General features: G+C 58.9%; 20 protein-coding genes. 10 read left to right on the forward strand and 10 right to left on the reverse strand.

Annotated features, from left to right (window positions below):
- The first annotated feature begins 257 nt into the window (after positions 1–257).
- Positions 258–1,445 (forward strand): threonine/serine exporter ThrE family protein, encoded by a 1,188-nt coding sequence (locus tag QZL67_RS10480; RefSeq protein ID WP_022290671.1) that lies wholly within the window; start codon positions 258–260, stop codon positions 1,443–1,445.
- Between the two features lie 86 nt (positions 1,446–1,531).
- Here the strand turns inward: QZL67_RS10480 and QZL67_RS10485 are convergent, their stop codons facing one another.
- Positions 1,532–2,704, reverse strand: coding sequence for an NADP-dependent malic enzyme (locus QZL67_RS10485; RefSeq protein ID WP_022290672.1), 1,173 nt, complete (start codon positions 2,702–2,704; stop codon positions 1,532–1,534).
- Positions 2,705–2,825: 121 nt separating this feature from the next.
- Here QZL67_RS10485 and QZL67_RS10490 point away from each other — a divergent pair, with 121 nt between their 5' ends.
- Positions 2,826–3,260, forward strand: coding sequence for an Rrf2 family transcriptional regulator (locus tag QZL67_RS10490; RefSeq protein WP_022290673.1), 435 nt, complete (start codon positions 2,826–2,828; stop codon positions 3,258–3,260).
- 68 nt (positions 3,261–3,328) lie between these two features.
- On the opposite strand, the gene QZL67_RS10495 is transcribed toward QZL67_RS10490, so the two are convergent.
- Positions 3,329–4,336: an acyltransferase gene (locus QZL67_RS10495; RefSeq protein WP_022290674.1), complete on the reverse strand. Its 1,008-nt coding sequence runs from the start codon at positions 4,334–4,336 to the stop codon at positions 3,329–3,331.
- 216 nt (positions 4,337–4,552) lie between these two features.
- Positions 4,553–4,750 carry an alpha/beta-type small acid-soluble spore protein gene (locus QZL67_RS10500; protein WP_022290675.1) on the reverse strand — a complete coding sequence of 66 codons (198 nt, stop codon included), beginning with the start codon at positions 4,748–4,750 and terminating at the stop codon, positions 4,553–4,555.
- Between the two features lie 243 nt (positions 4,751–4,993).
- Here QZL67_RS10500 and QZL67_RS10505 point away from each other — a divergent pair, with 243 nt between their 5' ends.
- Positions 4,994–5,362: a VOC family protein gene (locus QZL67_RS10505; RefSeq protein WP_022290676.1), complete on the forward strand. Its 369-nt coding sequence runs from the start codon at positions 4,994–4,996 to the stop codon at positions 5,360–5,362.
- A gap of 105 nt (positions 5,363–5,467) precedes the next feature.
- Here QZL67_RS10505 and QZL67_RS10510 read toward each other — a convergent pair whose 3' ends face one another.
- Entirely contained in the window at positions 5,468–6,724 is a 1,257-nt protein-coding gene (locus QZL67_RS10510; protein ID WP_366914425.1) for a diaminopimelate decarboxylase, read from the reverse strand.
- A 316-nt stretch (positions 6,725–7,040) separates the two neighbouring features.
- On the opposite strand from QZL67_RS10510, the gene yedF reads away from it, so the two are divergent.
- Genes yedF through QZL67_RS10535 form a run of 5 tightly spaced genes read left to right on the forward strand, consistent with a single transcriptional unit; the run spans position 7,041 to position 9,749 of the window.
- Positions 7,041–7,658: a sulfurtransferase-like selenium metabolism protein YedF gene (gene yedF / locus QZL67_RS10515; protein WP_022290678.1), complete on the forward strand. Its 618-nt coding sequence runs from the start codon at positions 7,041–7,043 to the stop codon at positions 7,656–7,658.
- A complete protein-coding gene (locus QZL67_RS10520) occupies positions 7,655–8,797 on the forward strand; it encodes an aminotransferase class V-fold PLP-dependent enzyme (RefSeq protein ID WP_022290679.1) in 1,143 nt (380 codons plus the stop codon). Before yedF ends, QZL67_RS10520 begins: the two co-directional genes overlap by 4 nt.
- 1 nt (position 8,798) lies before the next feature.
- Positions 8,799–9,035: a DUF3343 domain-containing protein gene (locus tag QZL67_RS10525; RefSeq protein WP_022290680.1), complete on the forward strand. Its 237-nt coding sequence runs from the start codon at positions 8,799–8,801 to the stop codon at positions 9,033–9,035.
- A gap of 11 nt (positions 9,036–9,046) precedes the next feature.
- Positions 9,047–9,220 carry a DUF6472 family protein gene (locus tag QZL67_RS10530; protein ID WP_022290681.1) on the forward strand — a complete coding sequence of 58 codons (174 nt, stop codon included), beginning with the start codon at positions 9,047–9,049 and terminating at the stop codon, positions 9,218–9,220.
- A gap of 10 nt (positions 9,221–9,230) precedes the next feature.
- Entirely contained in the window at positions 9,231–9,749 is a 519-nt protein-coding gene (locus QZL67_RS10535) for an NUDIX domain-containing protein (protein WP_022290682.1), read from the forward strand.
- Between the two features lie 149 nt (positions 9,750–9,898).
- Here QZL67_RS10535 and QZL67_RS10540 read toward each other — a convergent pair whose 3' ends face one another.
- Complete coding sequence (locus QZL67_RS10540) at positions 9,899–10,531, reverse strand: single-stranded DNA-binding protein (protein WP_022290683.1); 633 nt, start codon at positions 10,529–10,531, stop codon at positions 9,899–9,901.
- A 136-nt stretch (positions 10,532–10,667) separates the two neighbouring features.
- Here QZL67_RS10540 and QZL67_RS10545 point away from each other — a divergent pair, with 136 nt between their 5' ends.
- Both QZL67_RS10545 and QZL67_RS10550 read left to right on the forward strand, forming a co-directional pair.
- Positions 10,668–11,849: a DUF2974 domain-containing protein gene (locus QZL67_RS10545; protein ID WP_022290684.1), complete on the forward strand. Its 1,182-nt coding sequence runs from the start codon at positions 10,668–10,670 to the stop codon at positions 11,847–11,849.
- An 18-nt stretch (positions 11,850–11,867) separates the two neighbouring features.
- Entirely contained in the window at positions 11,868–12,425 is a 558-nt protein-coding gene (locus QZL67_RS10550; protein ID WP_022290685.1) for a hypothetical protein, read from the forward strand.
- A gap of 124 nt (positions 12,426–12,549) precedes the next feature.
- On the opposite strand, the gene obgE is transcribed toward QZL67_RS10550, so the two are convergent.
- The 5 genes from obgE to QZL67_RS10575 form a co-directional block, all read right to left on the reverse strand.
- The gene (gene obgE / locus QZL67_RS10555) at positions 12,550–13,833 is read right to left on the reverse strand and encodes a GTPase ObgE (protein WP_022290686.1); all 1,284 of its coding nucleotides are present in this window, start codon (positions 13,831–13,833) and stop codon (positions 12,550–12,552) included.
- A gap of 143 nt (positions 13,834–13,976) precedes the next feature.
- Complete coding sequence (gene rpmA, locus QZL67_RS10560) at positions 13,977–14,258, reverse strand: 50S ribosomal protein L27 (RefSeq protein WP_022290687.1); 282 nt, start codon at positions 14,256–14,258, stop codon at positions 13,977–13,979.
- A gap of 43 nt (positions 14,259–14,301) precedes the next feature.
- The gene (locus QZL67_RS10565) at positions 14,302–14,634 is read right to left on the reverse strand and encodes a ribosomal-processing cysteine protease Prp (protein WP_022290688.1); all 333 of its coding nucleotides are present in this window, start codon (positions 14,632–14,634) and stop codon (positions 14,302–14,304) included.
- A gap of 2 nt (positions 14,635–14,636) precedes the next feature.
- Entirely contained in the window at positions 14,637–14,948 is a 312-nt protein-coding gene (gene rplU, locus QZL67_RS10570) for a 50S ribosomal protein L21 (RefSeq protein WP_022290689.1), read from the reverse strand.
- A 159-nt stretch (positions 14,949–15,107) separates the two neighbouring features.
- The coding region (locus QZL67_RS10575) for a hypothetical protein (RefSeq protein ID WP_292920303.1) at positions 15,108–15,478 on the reverse strand (371 nt) is incomplete at its 5' end.

A 15,478-nucleotide genomic window follows, 5' to 3' on the forward strand; every position in this document is an offset into this window, starting at 1 on the left:
CCTAGCACACAAAATATAGTGTGTAAGTTGCATATGCCATCCTATGATATACCAAGTGCCGGAGAATTTCAACTTTTTTTTGCACTGTGAGGGAAAATACAGCTGCAAAAGATTTTTTCGAAGGGGGATTGACAGAAACGGGAATGCTATCCAAAATAGCAGAGGGCCGCTGTGCGGCCGCAAACAGGAAAAGGAGGGCCGGGGAATCCCGGCCATGAGAGATGAATTATAATCAGCTTATGAATTTGGGAACCAGCATGGGGCGCAAGCTGATGGAGAGCGGCGCGGAGATCTACCGGGTGGAGGAGTCAGTCAGCCGGCTGCTCTCTGCCTATGGAGCGCAGGCACAGGTCTTTGCCATTCCCAACTGCCTGATCGTGAGCGTTACCGCACCGGAGGGCCAGCCCATCACCCAGATGTACCGAATCCCGGCTCACGGAACGGATATCGAACTGCTGGAGCAGTGCAACGACCTGTGCCGGCAGCTGTGCCGGGAGGTGCCGCCTCTGGAGGAGGCGCTGGAACAGGTAGAAAAATTGGAGACCCACCGCCGGCAGTTTCCCGCTGCAGCAGTGCTGTTGCTGGGGTATATGCTGGCCTCCTGCTTTTTCTCTTTGTTTTTCGGAGGTTCAGCCCGGGACGGATTGTGCGCAGCGTTTGCAGGTCTGGCGGAAGGCCTGTGCTTATTGGGCTTTGCCCGGTCAGCGCTGGGGTCCAATGTCTTTTTCCGCACGGTCATCAGCTCCGGAGCGGCATCGTTTACGGCGCTGCTGCTGGTGCATGGGGGGATCGGCGTCAGCCTCTGGGCTGCTACTATCGGCGCACTGATGCCGCTGGTGCCCGGCATGGCACTGACCAACGCCATGCGGGAGATCATGGCGGGAGATCTGATCTCCGGGCTCAATCGTACGGCGGAGGCCATCCTGGTGGCCACGGCCATCGCCCTGGGCACGGTGCTGCCGCTGGTAATCGGCCAGGTGTACAATGACGGGATGCAGACGGCCAGCACCTGGGCGGCCTGTGTATGGGCTTTCCTGGCCTGTGTGTGCTTCGGCTCGGTCTTCAACATCCAGGGCTGGGGGATTTTGATCTGTGGTTTCGGCGCGGCGCTGGGCTGGATGGCATATCTGGAAGCCCTTGCATTGACGGGAACGGATATTGGCGCAGCGTTTCTGGCGGCGATGGTCATCAGCGCCTTCTCGGAACTGATGGCCCGCCTGCGCCGCTGCCCGGTGACGGGGTATTTACAGGTGGCGCTGTTGCCGCTGGTGCCTGGGGCCGGTATTTATGACACGATGCGCTATTGTGTGGCGGGGGAGTCGGACCTGTTCCTCTCCACGCTACTCCATACCATCGGTTTTGCCGCCGCCCTTTCGGTAGGCGCCATGCTGGCGGCCACCATCACCCGGTCACTGCTGATGCGGCTGCACATGAGCAAGCGATGAGAAACACCGCCGGACAGACGAAATCTTCGGGCTGTCCGGCGGTGTTTTTGGAAATGTACTTGTCTCGTTGGCTGGCGCGAACTGTGTCAGACCCTGGCCACACCAGAGTTCCGGGCGGCCTGCTCCACGGCAGAGGCCACGGCGTCCCGTACCCGGGGGTCAAAGGCGGCGGGAATGATATAGTCTGCCGAAAGATCGTCTCCCACCAGATCCGCCAGAGCATGGGCAGCGGCGATCTTCATGGCGTCGTTGATGTCACTGGCCCGGGCATCCAGCGCACCCCGGAAGATGCCTGGGAAGGCCAGAACGTTGTTGATCTGGTTGGGATAGTCGCTGCGGCCGGTGGCAACCACCGCCGCACCGCCGGCCTTGGCATCATCCGGAAAGATCTCCGGAGTGGGGTTGGCGCAGGCAAAAAGAATGGCGTCTTTAGCCATAGTACGTACCATATCGGTGGTGACCACGCCGGGAGCGGACACGCCGATGAACACATCGGCGCCCACCAGCATATCTGCCAGCATGCCGGTGCGTTTGGAGCGGTTGGTCTTTTGGGCGATCTCCTCCTTGATCCAGTTCATCCCGTCAGACCGGCCCTCGTAGATGGCACCCCGGCGGTCACAGAGGGTGATGTCCCGGAATCCGGCGGAGAGCAGCAGCTTTGTGATGGAGATGGCGGCGGCACCGGCACCGTTGATGACGATGCGGACCTCATCCGGGCGCTTGTTCACCACTTTTAGGGCATTGGTGAGACCGGCAAGGGTGATGACGGCAGTGCCATGCTGGTCATCGTGGAAAATGGGAATGTCGCAGCGGGCCTTGAGCTTTTCCTCGATCTCAAAGCACCGGGGAGCGGAGATGTCTTCTAGGTTCACACCGCCGAAAGAACCGGCCAGCAGAGCCACAGTGTTGACGATCTCGTCCACATTCTGACTCCGAACGCAGAGGGGAATGGCGTCCACGCCGCCGAAGGCCTTGAAGAGGACACATTTGCCCTCCATTACCGGCATGCCGGCCTCAGGGCCGATGTCGCCCAACCCCAGCACGGCAGAGCCGTCGGTGACGACCGCCACAGTGTTCCACCGGCGGGTCAGCTCATAGCTTTTGCTGACGTTTTTTTGAATTTCCAGGCAGGGTTGGGCCACGCCGGGGGTATAGGCCAGGGACAAAGCCTCTTTATTGTCCACCGCGGCCCGGGGCGTCATTTCCAATTTACCCTTCCATTCGTAGTGCAGGCGCAGGGATTCCTTTGCATAGTCCATGGTTCGCACTCCTCTCTAAAAACTGGTTTCATTGTACGAAAATCCGATGGGAATGTCAAATCGCCCCTTGCATCCGCGGGCATCCTATGGCACAATATTCTTAGAAAAAGGAGGCGGCAAGATGAAAATATCCACCAAAGGCCGCTATGCCTTGCGGCTGATGATCGACGTGGCAATCCATCAAAAGGAGGGCTATGTGGCCCTGCGGGATGCGGCACAGCGGCAGGGAATCTCCGTCAAGTATCTGGAGCAGATCGCCGGGATGCTCAGCAAAGCCGGAATGCTGCTCAGTGGACGGGGGCCCCAGGGCGGATACCGGCTGGCCAAGGAGCCGGAGACGTACACGGTGGGCAGTATCCTGCGGCTGACAGAGGGAGATCTGGCTCCGGTGGCCTGCCTGGAGGGAGATGAAAACCGGTGTGAGCGGAGTGATGCCTGTGCGACACTGGACTTCTGGACAGGACTATATGCGGCGGTGAATGCCTATGTAGATCGGTTTACGCTGGCTGATCTGGTGCATTCGGAGCTGGAAAAGATGAAGCAAGCCGGCAGGTGAGCACGGATTGCGCAGATAAAAAACGGGTCCCGGCAGAAGCCGGGACCCGTTTTGCAGAATCAAAGGAATTATCGGGTATGGGATGGAAGGACAGCTCGCGCCACCCGCTTGTACAGGGTTACCGAGAGGTCACTCAGTACAAAAATCACGGCGATGAACAGCACAATCCCAAACCACGCCGGAACGCCGGGCATATTGATTTCCCGGTCGATACAGTTTAAAAACACCGCATGGAAGATGTAGATGCCAAAGGAATTGTCCGCTACATGCCGGACAAATTTCTCCCACGCCCGGGGAATGGAACCCTTCGGCAGCCGCAGCAAAATCAGAAACGCGCAGGCGGCAGCCAATACCAGCAGGGGGTTGCGGTATTGAAAGTAGACGTCCTTATGGGCATTATGGGCAAAGGATTTCCAGCAGGTCCCCACTGTGACCAGCAGGACGGAGAGGGTGAAAAGTATTCCGCAGGTTCCGGTCCGGATCGGGATTTCCCGGTGGTAGAGCACATAGCCCAGAATGAAGAATCCCAGATACTGGTTTTCTGCGATCAGTGCGATGGGGTATTGGATTGGGACGGAGATGAAATCTAGCAGATAGCCGCCAAAGACGGAAATCCCAAAGAGAATCAACAGGTAGTTCAGCATCTTGTCGGACAGGCCGCGGATCAGCGTCTGAATCAGCGGCAGGGCAAGATAAATGGCCAGCAGTGCGTATAGATACCACAGGTGTTTGCTGGTGGGAACGGTGAGAAGGTCGTGGAAATCGTAGCTCTTTTGCAGATAGAAACGGCCCCAGATCCAATAGAACACGCACCAGAATACGGTGATGGCCAGATACTTGAAAAAGCGGCGCAGGCTCTTTTGCAGATCAGGCGTCCGTCCTGCCATCAGAGCGCCGCTGATCATGAAGAAAATCGGTACGGAGATGCGGGACATGGCGTTGACCAGTGCCGCAATGGTGTAATCCACATGGGAAAGATCCGGAAACGCCCGGTTATAGATATTGCACACGTGGATGGCGATGACCATCACGCAGGCGATGACTCTCATTTGATCAAGATGAAAATTTCTCTGCAACGCAGACCCTCCCTGTATTGTTCGACGAAAGATGTCGTACCGACATGCTTTCGGTGCGCCTCTTGGAACGGCCGCAGCGGCCGCTTCCGACGCGCTTTAAAACGCTTCACCATTTTACCATGGAAACGGAATCTGTCAATCCTCCTCCGATAAACGGCCTTCAAACAAGACGAGGGCCCCGGCATTGCCGGGACCCTCGCGGTGCTTGACAGAGCGTTACAGGGACTTCTCGTAGGACTCGATCATCTTCTTGACCATCTGGCCGCCCACGGAACCGGCCTCACGGGAGGACAGGTCGCCGTTGTAGCCTTCCTTCAGGTTGACACCAACCTCGGCGGCAGCCTCCATCTTGAACTTATCCATGGCGGCGCGGGCCTCGGGGACGTTGATCTTGTTATTGTTCTTGCTGCTCATATTAGGTTTCTCCTTTTCATCTATCATAGTAGGTTTGTGCTTGGGGTTCTTGGGTATCGCGAGCCTAGTTTGTGTCGAATCCCGCCGGATATGCTTTCTTTTGCCGGCTATTTTTTGGAAACTATACCAAGCGGCAAAATACGAAGAGGATTGGGGGCTTGCCTGGGGTTTAAAAATCATGTTATACTGAATTTGCTCTTTTTTATCAGAAAACATGCGCCGCAAGGCGCGGGGAGGAACGATATGCTGACATTCAATCATTTTAATTTCAATGTAGTCAATCTGGAAGCGTCGATGAAATTTTATAAAGACGCCCTGGGACTGGAACCGGTGGGTGAACGGAAAGAGGCAGATGACGGCAGCTTTGTCATTGTCTATCTGGGAGATGGAAAGACGGATTTCCGTCTGGAGCTGACATGGCTCCGGGATCATCCGCAGAAATATGATCTGGGCGAGTGCGAGTTCCACCTGGCGCTGCGTGCCGACGATTATGAGGCTGCCCACAAAAAGCACGCAGAGATGGGCTGCATCTGCTTTGAAAATCCCGCTATGGGCATTTATTTCATTACAGACCCGGATGGATATTGGATCGAGATCATTCCCTCCCGGTAAGACTATGCCCAAAAACAGTTGGACAAAGAGAAAGAGACCGCCCGTTTGGGCGGTCTCCTTGCATATATGCCGAAAATAGATTTGAGTTGAGAGGAAGAGGCGTGCTTACCACACCAGCGTACGGAAATAATCCTCCACTGTCTCCGCACGCCGGATCAGTTCCACGCTGCCGTCCTGTCGGAGCAGCAGCTCGGCGCTGCGCAGCTTTCCGTTGTAGTTGTAGCCCATGGAAAAACCGTGGGCACCGGTGTCATGGATCACCAGCAGATCTCCCATGTCGATTTTGGGCAGCATCCGGTCTACGGCAAATTTGTCGTTGTTTTCACAAAGACCACCCACCACATCATACTTGTGATCGCAGGGCTGGTCCCCTTTGCCCATCACCGTGATGTGGTGATAGGACCCGTACATGGCAGGGCGCATCAAGTTGCAGGCGCAGGCGTCCACACCGATGTATTCCTTGTAGATATGCTTTTCATGAATGGCGCGGGTCACCAGATGACCGTAGGGCCCCAGCATGAACCGGCCCAGCTCCGTGTACAGAGCAACATCGTTCATACCGGCGGGCACCAGGATCTCCTCGTAGGCCTGACGGACCCCCTCGCCGATGGCAGCGATGTCGTTGGCAGGCTGGTCCGGCTGATAGGGGATGCCTACGCCGCCGGAGAGATTGATGAAGGTGATATGCACGCCGGTCTCCTTCTGCAGTTCCACTGCCAGCTGGAACAAAATCCGAGCCAGGGCGGGATAATAGGCGTTGGAGATGGTGTTGGAGGCCAGGAAGGCGTGAATGCCGAACTCCTTGGCACCCATGGCGTGAAGGCGGGTAAAGGCCTCGGCGATCTGGGCGCGGGTCATGCCGTACTTGGCATCGCCGGGGTTGTCCATCACCTGGAACCCCTCCCGGGTCTCGCTGAGAGTGAACACACCGCCGGGATTATAGCGGCAGCAGATCTTTTCGGGGATATGCCCAATCGACTGTTCCAGATAGTCCACCAGCGTCAGATCATCCAGATTGATGATGGCGCCCAGCTTATCCGCCAGCTGGAATTCCTCTGCTGGGGTGTCATTGGAGGAGAACATGATATTTTCGCCGGTGATGCCGCATTTTTCCGACATCAGCAGTTCTGTCAGGGAAGAGCAGTCACAGCCGCAGCCCTCTTCCTTGAGAATTTTCAAAATGGCGGGGGTGGGAGTAGCTTTGACGGCAAAGTACTCCCGGTAACCGGGGTTCCAGGAGAAGGCCTCCCGCAGGCGGCGGGCGTTTTCCCGGATGCCGGCCTCGTCATAGATGTGGAACGGGGTGGGATACTGGGCAGCAATGGCGTCCAGCTGCTCTTTTGTAACAAAGGGTGTTTTCATCATCAATCTTGGCCTCGGATCTTTCAGTGTAAGGGCGGCAAACCGGGCTGCCGCGGGACTTGTTTTATTTTACGTGCTGGTGCCGGAGCTGTCAAGAAATTTGGGAAAAAAGGGCAAATCATACGGAATTGGCGTATTGAATACGGCCTCTTTGTGATAATCCGCCCCAGAATGATTCCCCGTCCCGGGAGAAGGAAGCGGATTTGCAAAAAAGCGTTTCCTCTTGTAAAAGTAAACGACTATGGTACAATAGAAAAAACGATGCCGGCCCTTTCCGGAAGAGCGGCTGAAAACAAAACAGGGGGAGGAACATTCCATGAAAAATATTCTTGTCAACGCAGTGGGAGAGCAGTGCCCCATTCCGGTGGTGAAAGCCACCCACGCCCTGCGGGCCATGACAGAGCCGGGAACGTTGGAGGTGCGGGTGGACAATGAGATCGCCGTCCAGAACCTCACCCGCATGGCCGCGGGGAACCACCTGCCGGTACAGGCAGAAAAGGTGGGCGAGCGGGAATTTGCCGTTCGGATGGAAGTGACGGATCCCAAGGGCGAGGCCCCGATGGTAGACCCGGCTCCCGCCTGTATTCCGGATGCCCGGGGCGATCTGCTGGTGGCGGTGGAGACCGAGACCATGGGCCGCGGCAGCGACGAGCTGGGCCGGACGCTGATGAAGGGCTTTTTGTTTGCTGTGGGCCAGCTGCCGCAGCTGCCCAAGACCATCCTCTTTTATAACGGCGGCGCCCATCTGACGGTGGAGGGCTCTCCGGTGCTGGAGGACCTGAAAAAGCTGGAAGCCCAGGGCGTGGAGATTTTGACCTGCGGGACCTGCCTGAACTTCTATGGCCTGACGGACCGCCTGGCGGTGGGCGGCGTTACCAATATGTATGACATTGTGGAGCGTCTGGCCTCCGCCGGAAAGGTGATCAAGCCGTGATCTATCTGGATAACGCCGCAACCACCCGGCCCAAGCCGCCGGGAGTGGCAGAGGCGGTACTGGCAGCTATGGAGGGCTTTGGCAACTGCGGCCGCGGAACCCATGCGGAGGCCCTTTCAGCGGCTCGGACCGTTTATGGGGTGCGGAGAAAGGTGGCCTCGCTTCTGGGCGCTCCCGCACCGGAGCGGGTATGCTTCACCATTAATGCTACCCAGGCCCTGAATACGGCGCTTTACGGCCTTTTGGGGCCGGGGGATCATGTGATCGCCACCGACTGGGACCACAACTCTGTGCTCCGGCCTCTGTACCGCCTGCGGGCGGCGGGGACGGAGGTGGACTTTGTCCCGGCGGACCGGCAGGGCCGGCTGGACTATGATGCGTTTGAACGTCTGCTGCGGCCCAATACCAAAGTGGTGGTCTGTACCCACGGCTCCAATCTCACCGGCAATGTGCTGGATGTGGAGCGGGTAGGGGCGTTCTGTCGCGCCCACGGGCTGCTTTTTGTGCTGGACGCGTCCCAGACGGCGGGACCGTTTTCCATTGACATGGAGCGCCAGCAGATCGACGTGGTGTGCTTCACCGGCCACAAGAGCCTGCTGGGACCGCAGGGGACCGGCGGACTGTGCGTGGGGACGGGGGTGGAGATCCGGCCGCTGCTGGTAGGCGGCACCGGGGTCCACAGCTATTCGGAGACGCAGCCCATGGATTATCCTACCCGGCTGGAGGCCGGGACCCTGAACAGCCATGGCTTGGCAGGGCTGGGCGCTGCGCTGGATTATGGTGCCAAGGTGGGCTGGGATACCATCCGCCGCCATGAGGCGGGGCTTTCCCGCCGATTTTACGAGGCGGTGCGGGACATCCCCGGCGTTACGGTCTACGGAGACTGGACTGCGGCGGAGCGGGCCCCCATTGTGTCGCTGAATATCAGCGGCATGGACTCCGGCGAGGTGTCTGATGAATTGTCGCAGCGCTTTGACATCGCCACCCGGCCAGGAGCCCACTGCGCGCCCCGGCTCCACCGGGCGCTGGGCACGACGGAGTGCGGTGCGGTGCGGTTTTCCTGGTGCTGGGCCAGCACGGAGGAGGAGACCGACACGGCGGCCCAAGCCATCCGCATTTTGGCGGAGGAGGCCCAGTGACATGCGGGAAAAAACAGAGAAGTGCGTGGTGACTTTTGCCACCACCGCCGCCTCCATGGCTATGGAGGCGGCCTGCCGGGAGGAGGGCGTCCCGGGGCGGTTGATCCCGGTTCCCCGGGCGATCTCCGCCGGATGCGGCATGTGCTGGGCGGCGCCCAAGGAGGCCCGGGACACGGTGGAGGAACTGGTGATCCGCCGGGGGCTGCATATCGACGGCATCTATGCCGTACTGTTGTGAGAGGTGAAACAATGGCAGGCAACTGTGAAGAGTGTGTCCACTATGATTATGATGATGAGATAGACGCCTGGTTCTGCACGATGGATCTGGACGAGGACGAGATGGAGCGGTTCCTCCGCAGAGCCAACGGCGATTGCCCCTTCTACCGCCGGGGCGATGATTACGAGACGGCACGGCGTCAGTGAGGAGCAGAGCATGGAACTGGTAGATCTGTATGATGAGAACCGGATTCCCCTTGGAAGGACGGCAGAGCGCTATGCGCCCAAGAAGCCGGGAGAATACCGGACAGTGGTGCACGTGTGCATCTTCGCACCGGATGGGCGGATGTTGATCCAGCAGCGGACTTCCTGCAAGGTGATCTGGCCGGACCGGTGGGACGTGTCTGCTGCCGGAGGTGTGGATGCCGGCGAGGACAGCCGCATGGCGGCAGAGCGGGAGTGCCGGGAGGAACTGGGGTATTCCCTGGACCTGACGGGAGTGCGGGCCACGCTGAGTGTGAACTTTTCCCAGGGCTTTGATGACTTCTTCCTGGTGGAGCGGGATTTGGACCTTGCGTCACTGAACCTCCAGCCGGAAGAGGTGGCCCAGGTCCGCTGGGCAACCCTGGAGGAAGCGGAGGCTATGGCGGCGGATGGCTGCTTTATCCCCTATCCGGAGGGATTCCTTCGCTTTTTGTTCTCCATGCGGGGAAAATTCGGTTTTCCCACAAAATAAAGCACATGCCCCGGGCAAAAGCCCGGGGCACAGCTGTTTATGGGGGATTGGAGTCTGGGAAAATGTTCTGCCGCACTGAGGGCGGCAAGCCGCTCCATTTTCCGGCAAATCGCCTCCATGGGGATATTTCGGTGAGACAGGCGGCTGGCTCAAAATTGCGGGGGTGCCGGTTCGGGTTCCGGTGCATCGGTATCCAGCAAATGCATCACCGAGACCTCGTAGGCGACCCGCTCCTGGGTACCCTCTTCGGTGACTTTATGGTAGATCCGGCTTTGGACCCGTCCTTCCAGCGCCACGGGGTCGCCCACCTCCAGACGGCTGGCCTGTACCGCCAGCTGTCCCCAGGTGATGACCGGCAAGTAATCCGCCCGGCCATACCGGCGGCTGACGGCCAGCATCAGATCGCAGATGCTGCGGCCCAGCGGCGTTCGCCGGAAGACCGGCGGTTTGCACAGGGAACCTGTGAGAAAGATCTGGTTGCAGGCCTCTCCCGTGCCCGGCTGTATATCCAGTGCGTAGACCGTCAATACCAGCCGGCTTCCTACGCCGCTGCGGTTGTTGAAAGAGCGCAGCTGCCCGTGGATCTGAAGCGGACCCTCTCTGGGGATCTGCGGCAGCAAAACCTCCGGCAGAAGAACCGGCAGCGTGTCCGGAGTACCGGACAGACGGGGGACTTCCAGATAGAATCGGTAAAAACGGGTACCATGGTTTTCGTGGGAGAGCTGCGGAGTGTCCAGAGGCGTCCCCTCCAGCAGCACTTCGTTGCGGGTCTGAGTCGTCATGTCCTCACCTCTCGGTCGTGATGGTAGAGACTATGAACGGCCCGTCCGAAATAGACCGAAAATCAAAAGGCATCTTGTATGCAGAGGCAATCCTGCATATAATAAAACAGTAACAGCCTGATGAGGGAGGCGGCCCATGGCGAATCTTCTGGATTATCTGGACTGGCGGGGAGACCTGACGCTGCGGCAGTCTCCGTTCAATGAAGTGGACAATCTCATTCTGGCGGAGCTGTCATTTGTAGACTTCGGGGGGATCGTCCCGCCGCCGGGGCAGGGCGGCGGTGTACCGCTGAACCAGGCGGCGGAGGCCTTTTTTGCCCGCTTTCCGGCGGGAGAAAAGATCGACATGGGGGTGCTGGTTCCGGATGCGATTCCTGAGATGCTCCGAAAAATGACCGCCGCGCCCCGCTTTCGGGACATGAAGCTTAACTGCTTTGTGGATCACCTGGATGTAGGGAAGGGAGAGCAGTTCGCCGCGCTGACCATTGAAACCGGGGACGGCCTCTTATATCTCTCTTTCCGGGGAACCGATGACACCCTGGCGGGGTGGAAGGAAGACTTTGACCTTGCCTGTATGCCGGAGGTGCCTGCTCAGAAAAAGGCGGTGGCGTATCTGAGAGAAGTTGCCCGGCAGTATCCCAGGCGGAAGCTGCGTCTGGGAGGCCACTCCAAGGGTGGGAATCTGGCGGTGTATGCGGGGGTATTCTGCCCGGCAGCAGTACAACGGCGGATCGCTGCGGTGTGGTCCAATGACGGCCCCGGATTTCATGAGGATCTTCTGGATCTGCCCCAGCACCGCCGGCTGGAGGAGCGGATCTTTTCCATCGTTCCCAAGTCCTCGGTGGTGGGGATGCTGCTGGAGCACGAGGAGTCTTACGCCGTGGTGGACAGCGACCAGCTGGGATTTCTCCAGCACGACGGATTTTCCTGGCAGGTGATGGGAGACCATTTTGTAACGCTGCGCCAGATGACCCGGCAGGCCCATCTCAGTGATCTCAAGCTCAGAAACTGGGTCCAGGGCATGAGTGTGGAGCAGCGGGAGCGGTTTGTGGACGCGTTGTTTACCGTCCTCTCGGCCTCCGGTGCCGTGACGCTGCGGGACCTACAATCCGACAGCTTCAAGGCCGCTGGCGCTATGGTAAAGGCCATGAAAGATCTGGACAAGGAAACCAGGGACGGCCTTTTGGCGTTTATGAAGCTGTTGTTCATGAGCAATTTCCGCATGGTTCTGGAGGGGATTCAGGAGGGCACGGAGAAAAAACCGGGCCGGAAGTGGGGACGGAAGAAAACGCCGGAGGACGATCCGCCCGGCAGGTAAATGAGAGGAGCACATTGTATGAAAGCCATTGTCTATACATCCCAGACGGGATTTACAAAGCGGTACGCTGAACTGCTCTCGGAGGCCACCGGTGTACCCGCCTGGTCTGCCAAAGAGGCCGCCAAGCAGGTACCGGCCCACAGTGAGATCTTCTACATGGGCTGTCTGGTGGCCGGGGCCGTGAAGGGACTGGATACGGCCATTGAGCGGTACGTGATCCGGGGCGTGGCCATTGTGGGCATGAACCCCACCGGCAACGGAGATCTCTGGACGGAAGCAAAGATCAACGGGGGATTCAGTGACCACGGCGCCCGGATCTTCTATCTGCGGGGCGGCTACGCACCGGAAAAGCTCCGGGGCATCCAGAAGCTCCTGATGCGCCACATGGGCCGGTCCGTCCAGAAAAAAATCCAGGCCAAGGGAGATGCTGTCACGGAACAGGACCGGGAGATGGTGGAGATGTTCCAGCACGGCGGGGACTATGTGTCCCGGCAGGCACTGGACGAGATTATTCAGTGGTTTGCCGAAGGCCCTCACGATGGGATGATGAAAGCGTCCTTCTCTCTGGATATCTGAGAAGAGAGATCGACCAGCGGCACCGGCTCCGAGAGAAGGCCGGAATCGTTGATACGGAAAAAGGATACTGGAGACGGCATCTCCGGCGTAAAAAGGCGGCGGGCCATTGGCCTGCCGCCTTGTGTCAGCGCTGGTATTCGAATTCAAAGTCGTACATGGAGACGGTGTCGCCGTCCTGGATGCCCATCTCCTCCAGGCGCTGGAAGAGACCGGATTCCCGCAGGGCCTTGTCGAACCACATGCGGCTTTCGTAATCGCTGAAGTTGACGTTGCCCATGAGCCGCTGGAGCCAGGGACCTTCCACCAGCCAGGTGCCGTCGTCGGCACGCTGGATGTCCAGGGGGGCGGAGGTGTCGATCACCGGAGGCTTGGGGACGTACTCCGGCTCGTAGACAGTCACCGGCGGCAGGACGGAGAGCATCTCCGCCACTTTTTTCACCAGCTCCCGGGTACCCTGGTGGGCCGCAGCGGAGATCTCATAGAGGGTGTAGCCCAGGGACTCCACGTGAGACCGGAGCCGCTCCAGATTGGAGGGGTCCTCCAGAATGTCCACCTTATTGGCCGCCACGATCTGGGGCCGCTCTGCAAGGTCCGGGCTGTACTGCTTGAGCTCGGCATTGATGGCGTCAAAGTCCGCCACCGGGTCCCGTCCCTCGCTGCCGGACACGTCCACAACATGCACCAGCAGGCGGCAGCGGTCCACGTGCCGCAGGAAATCGTGGCCCAGGCCAGCGCCCTCACTGGCGCCTTCGATGATGCCGGGGATGTCTGCCATGACAAAGCTGACGCCCTCATCCACGTATACCACACCCAGGTTGGGGTAGAGAGTGGTGAAGTGGTAGTTGGCGATCTTGGGCTGGGCCTTGGAGACCACGGAGAGCAGGGTGGACTTGCCCACGTTGGGGAAGCCGATGAGGCCCACGTCCGCCAGCAGCTTGAGTTCCAGGATGACGTCGTGGCTCTCGCCGGGCAGTCCCGCCTTGGCGAAGCGGGGCACCTGACGGGTGGGGGTGGCGAAGTGCATGTTGCCCCAGCCGCCCCGGCCGCCCTTGCAGAGGACAAAAGGCTCCTTGTCGCTCATGTCCTTGATGATCTCGCCGCTCTCGGCATCCCGGACCAGCGTGCCCCGGGGGACCCGGATCACAAGATCTGCGCCGTCCTTGCCGCTGCGGCGGGCACCCTGGCCGTCCATGCCGTTGCCGGCCACGTATTTGCGCTTGTAGCGGAAGTCCATCAGGGTGGACATATTATCGTCCACCTGCAAAATGATGGAGCCGCCCCGGCCGCCGTCACCGCCGTCCGGACCGCCGGCGGCCACATATTTCTCCCGGTGGAAGGCTACCACGCCGTTGCCGCCGTTGCCCGCCTTGACGGTGATGCGGGCCTTATCGATGAATGATGTTGCCATCTTGTACCTCTCGTGTCGTCATTGTTGTTACGGTTCCCGATTTTCTCTATTCTAGCCAAAAAGGGAAATGGCGTCAAGAGCGCCGGGAGGGAAGTGTACGTAAAAAAGCTCCGGACAAAACGTCCGGAGCTTTCTCGTGTCCTTTACTCAGCCTCGTAAACAGAAACCTGCTTGCGATCCTTGCCCAGCCGCTCAAAGCGAACCGTGCCGCTGACGGTGGCGAACAGCGTGTCGTCGCTGCCCTTGCCCACGTTCACGCCGGGGTGAATGTGGGTGCCGCGCTGGCGAACCAGAATGTTGCCAGCCTGGACGAACTGACCGTCGGCGCGCTTGGGACCCAGGCGCTTGGACTCGGAGTCACGGCCGTTCTTGGTGGAGCCGCCGCCCTTTTTGTGGGCGAAGAACTGAAGACCAATACGAATCATGATACGGACCATCCTTTCTGAAAGATTTTAGATGGGGAGGAGCTCAATCGTCCTCCAGAACTTCGATATTGTCGGGGTACTCGTCATGGAGCTGGGCAAAATAGACCATCAGTCCCGTCATCAATGTCTGACAGGTGCTTTCGGCTGTGGGGTCAAGCCCACCGGGGAGCCGCAGAGAGATGGCTGCCGATTCCTCCCGGATCTTTACGGATGCCGCAAGACCCAGCACGTCGTTGACGGTGGCCTCCACCAGACGGATAGCGCTGGTGATGGCGGCGCAGACGATGTCCGAACCGGACTCGGCGTAACCGCTGTGGCCCTGGGAATCAAAACCGGTGATCCGGTCACCCTCCATGCGAAACGTGACAGTGGTCATGCTCAGACAGAGATCTTGGCGATCTCAACCTTGGTGTAAGGCTGGCGATGGCCCTGACGCTTGCGGTAACCCTTCTTGGCATTGTACTTGAAGATGCGGATCTTCTTGCCCTTGCCGTTCTTGACGATCTTGGCCTCCACGGAAGCGCCCTCCACAACGGGGGTGCCGAAAGTGGCCTTCTCGCCGTCGATGACAGCCAGTACCTGGTCGAACTTGACGGTGTCGCCGGCTTCCTGGTCCAGCTTCTCGATGTAGACCACGTCGCCCTCGGCCACCTTGTACTGCTTGCCGCCGGTCACGATGATTGCGTTCATTGTTTGTTTCAACTCCTTCACTACGGGCTCGCTGTCGGGGGCGGTCTCGAAAGAGACACTTTAGACCCATTCAAAGCGGCTTAACAAGTATATCAGTGGAAATTTGATTTGTCAACAGGTTTTGAGAGAAAACTTCTGCTTTTGAAAGAAAAGTCCCGTTTACTCCCGAATGGTGGTAAAGCAGGTCAGCCCTTCCAGAGTGACGGTGACGGTTTGATCCTGGATTGTCCTGGGAAATCCTGAACTGGTGCCGTTATTGGAGTTAAAAACGGCGTGAAAGAGATAGTAATCGGTCTGGTTGTCCTTTTTTTGGAGACCCGCCATCCCACGGAACTTTCCGGGCCAGGAAACACCGTCCGCAGTGGTGGTTAGCGCTGCGGCAAAGTCGCTGCTGAATAAACCGCTGCGCTTTCCGGCGGGGCGCTCCACTGCTGGAGTGACCAGCTTGCTGCCGCTTTGGCGGCAGGCGCCCTCCGAGAGAAAAGAGATGACCCATGAGTGAGGGCCGTCCGCTTGGAACACCTCATCCA

The organism is Oscillibacter sp. CAG:155, assembly GCA_000436875.1.
Taxonomy (GTDB): Bacteria; Bacillota; Clostridia; order Oscillospirales; family Oscillospiraceae; genus Oscillibacter.